The following is a 3,476-nucleotide window of genomic DNA, read 5'->3' on the forward strand; positions in this document are numbered from 1 at the left end:
TGCCGCTGGCGAGCTGGTGGCCACCCTCTGGCAGCGCGCCGCCGCCACGGCGCAGGATGCGCTCACGTCCCTGCGCGATGAGGTGGAAGCCGCCAGGCTCGCCGCAGAGGCATCGGTCGCTACCCTGCAGGCGGATCTGGCGCGTACCGAGTCGGCGCTCGGACAGCGTACGGCTGTCCTGCTCGCCGCGCAGGTTCGCATTCAGGAACTCGAACAGGCGCAGGCGGCCGCCGCCGCGACCCGTGAGGCGCTTGAGGGCGAGCTGGCGCTCGCGCAGCAGGTACTGCGCGAGCGGGACGTGGCCCTGGCGCAGGCCCGCACCGATTTCGCTGCCGGGCTCGACCGGCAGCGCGCCAGCACGGAACTGGCCGAGACGCGCCTGCAGGCGGCGGAAAAGCGTGCCCTGCTGGAGATCGAGCGGGAACGCAGCGCGAATGCACGCCTGCAGCGCGCCATGGAAAGCGCGCAGCAACGCGCGGCCCGCGACGGCGAGCGGGCGCAGGCCGAGATCCAGTTGCTGCAGACCCAGCTGGGCGATCTGCGTCATCAGGCGGGTATGCTGGAAGGCCGGCTTGAAGCGATGCGGGCAAGCCATGCGGCCCAGGCGCGGGAACCCGAAGTGGTGCGGCAGAAGGCGTCCGGTGAGGGCAGTGCAGCGCGGCGTGCCCCGCGGCGCGCGGCCCGGCAGTCCTCCGGCCCGGCGAAAGCCGCTGTTCGCAAGCGCGGCGCGAAGACATGAGCCGCACAGGACGCGGGCGACGGAAGGCGGTCTGCCCGGAAATCGGCGTGCTGATGCGCTACGGGGAGCGTGTCGTGCGCGTGCTGTCCGAAGCGCGCGGTCAGGGGTGCCTTCAGGATTTGGAATTTAAAGCACGATAGCCGCACTGCAGCATCAATAAAATCAAGAAGTTACTGCTGATGGCGAGGTCCTGTTTGCGTGAGCAAACGCACTAACTGCGCCAAGCCTTATGTGGCAAGGACTTTCGGGCAGGTAACGTACATAACTGAAGGCACCCCTACAGGCCGCCCCGGACAGCACACGAGGCCGCCCCTCTACGTCACGGCCACTGCTGGCGCGCATGTTTCACTCGCAGGACCGTCACTGCTTCATCGCTCGCGCGGTAAAACACAATGTAATTGCGGTGAACGATCATTTCACGGGTGCCACGGATGCGCCCGGCGCGGTACAGCGTCGGGCGCTCACGCAGGCCGTCCACCTTGGCGCGGATCTTCTGCACAAGCTCAACAGCCGCGTCAGGATTGTCGCGGCCGATGTAGGCGAGTATGTCAAACAAGTCGTTTTCTGCCTGTACCTTCCATTCAAGCCTTCGCACGCTTGCCCTTCCGCATCGCCTCGATGCGCGCCTCGGCCTTCTTCATTACGTCGTCGTGCGCGGTCGTCGGACGCGGATCGTCGATAGCCTCCTGGACCTGTTGACGCACCCACTTGTCGTAAGCGGAAGCGCTCGCGTGGGTGGCCTTCATCGCCTCGGCGCGATCGGGCCGGCTCTGCCGATCGAACTCGATCTCATCAGGCCGCCACGCCTCGAGCGAAAACCGGCCGCTCTGCAACCCTAGCTCGCGGATCACCTCGAGCGCCTTGACCGGGTTGCGGAACGCACGCGGCCGGCGATTGTTCGATGTGACGAGCACGGCGGTGCCGGCCGTACGCGTCTCCAGTTCGACATAAAAGGAGCCGCCCTCAGCCTTCAGGATGGCCGACAGGACGCCCCCCGCATGAGCGGCGGCTGTGGCCTGAGACACGTCTAGCGTTTTCATGGCGCAACCTATAAATGATGTTTCCACGATCAATAATACACTGTGCCGCGTCTGATTGTAAATCGGTGCTCATGCTTTACATAAAAAGCCCGGCTCGCCAACAACGACGAAAACAGTGACCAAAGCCAAGCCAGTGTCATCGATAATTTGCTTTTTCAACGATGGCTATGATGACGACATGAGCGATGAAATACCTGTTCCGGACCGATTCTCGAAGGCCAAGCTCCTAGAAGCGCTTGCAGTTGAACCAGTCTTTGAGTTTTTGTCTCGGGGCCTTGGAACAATTCATGTCACGGCCATGCGCGTAAATACGTTAGAAAAGATTGTTTTCGAGTTCGAGAAAAGCGACGCAGACGACAATTCCAGGCTGCGTCGCCTCCTGCGCGAAATAGGCCAGACGGAAAACGGGGACGGGATACTTGAAGCCATCTCGAAAGATCGCGCGGCCGAGGTGACCGATGACGAACTGCTCGATTTTGCTCGTCACCTTCTGGTATCCGAGGAATGGGCAACCCAAGAAGAAGCGGCACAGGAAGCCGATCCGAAGGGGAGGGTTGTCGCAGAAATTCGGAAACAGATGGAGCAAGCAGGATCGGCTTACAAAACAGTCATGGATTCCCTTGGCTCAAGCATCTCAGCAATAACGCGTTCGTCGATTCTGGACTCGAGCCTGATTGCCGATCGCGTGCGAGCCGACGCGTTCGCAAGCTCCAAAGTCATTAAATCCTTGCAGGAGGAGCACTCACGAATCGCCGGTATTGGGAAGTCGATGGGGAACTTGTTTAAGCCTCATCCCGCGTTCAGTGCCGTTGACGAGCAGGTGCGACGCCTAAGAGCGACTTTTCCACACTCACCTGAACCGGTTGAAACGCCGTCTATTCCGCCGCTGGCGAATTTCGTTAACCCTGCCATAGAGTCGGCAAGGTCTACCGCCAAAAGCGCGGCAAATCTGGAAGAAGCGTTCGAACGCCTCGAACAGAGAGCCAACGATTCAGCGGTGGTCATCGTGGGTATCCATGACATCATCCGCAATACGACATTGGATATGGCGAAAAATGCCTTGGAAAGTGCTGCCTCAACAAAGCAGGCACTTGATCAGGCCGCCGCCTCCATTGCGATAGGCGCGCAATCGTTGAAATGGGCCAAATACGCATTGATCGCCAGCGTTGTCATTGGCTTGATCGGCCTCGCCCTGTCGGGCGCAAGCGTGTGGTACACGGTCCACCCGGTAGCACCGCCGTCTCCGGCGATTGAAACGTCAGCACGCGCGACAGAATCAACAAAACACGCCCCTGCATCGACGCAGGAGCTACCAGCGCAAATTCGCAATGCACTTTCAAAGTGATAGGTCGTATGCAGCTTCACACCCTTATCCGCTCCACCTCGTCCAGGCTAACGTCGTCGTTACGGCGGTCGTAAAGCTGTGTGGTACGCGTCGATGCATGGTTCGCCATCGCCGCGGCGTTCTCCAGGGTCCCGCCGTTTTTCAGGTAGGCGGTAATGCCGGTCGCGCGGAAGGCGGGTCGAGCTGTCAGCAAACCCCAAGCGCGAATCGCGGAAGCCGGTTACGGCTGGTGCGCGACAATTAGAGTGGCCGCTGTAGCGACAACTATGTTGGCCGGTGGTGAGGAGTCGAAGGCGGCGTAGCCGCCGTAGACGACGAACCGCCGGCGGCGCTGGTTCGGCGGGGCTTAGGA

4 protein-coding genes and 1 pseudogene are annotated in these 3,476 nt (G+C 61.2%); 2 read left to right on the forward strand and 3 right to left on the reverse strand.

What is annotated here, in order from left to right; all coding sequences use genetic code 11:
- Positions 1-739 (forward strand): coiled-coil domain-containing protein (locus HV796_RS40835; protein WP_217478208.1); only part of this gene is annotated, 739 nt, incomplete at its 5' end.
- A gap of 319 nt (positions 740-1,058) precedes the next feature.
- Here HV796_RS40835 and HV796_RS40840 read toward each other — a convergent pair.
- Together HV796_RS40840 and HV796_RS40845 are read right to left on the reverse strand one after the other, a co-directional pair.
- On the reverse strand, positions 1,059-1,334 hold the full coding sequence (locus tag HV796_RS40840) for a type II toxin-antitoxin system RelE/ParE family toxin (protein WP_175233362.1): 276 nt from the start codon (positions 1,332-1,334) through the stop codon (positions 1,059-1,061).
- The gene (locus HV796_RS40845) at positions 1,321-1,779 is read right to left on the reverse strand and encodes an antitoxin PaaA2 family protein (protein ID WP_175233363.1); all 459 of its coding nucleotides are present in this window, start codon (positions 1,777-1,779) and stop codon (positions 1,321-1,323) included. Before HV796_RS40845 ends, HV796_RS40840 begins: the two co-directional genes overlap by 14 nt.
- Before the next feature lie 115 nt (positions 1,780-1,894).
- On the opposite strand from HV796_RS40845, the gene HV796_RS40850 reads away from it, so the two are divergent.
- Complete coding sequence (locus tag HV796_RS40850; RefSeq protein ID WP_175233364.1) at positions 1,895-3,124, forward strand: hypothetical protein; 1,230 nt, start codon at positions 1,895-1,897, stop codon at positions 3,122-3,124.
- Positions 3,125-3,140: 16 nt separating this feature from the next.
- Here HV796_RS40850 and HV796_RS45080 read toward each other — a convergent pair.
- Positions 3,141-3,296 (reverse strand): annotated as a pseudogene (locus HV796_RS45080) (tyrosine-type recombinase/integrase); the annotation flags it as partial.
- Positions 3,297-3,476 lie beyond the last annotated feature (180 nt).

The sequence above is a fragment of the Paraburkholderia humisilvae genome, assembly GCF_902859855.1.
Lineage (GTDB): Bacteria > Pseudomonadota > Gammaproteobacteria > Burkholderiales > Burkholderiaceae > Paraburkholderia > Paraburkholderia humisilvae.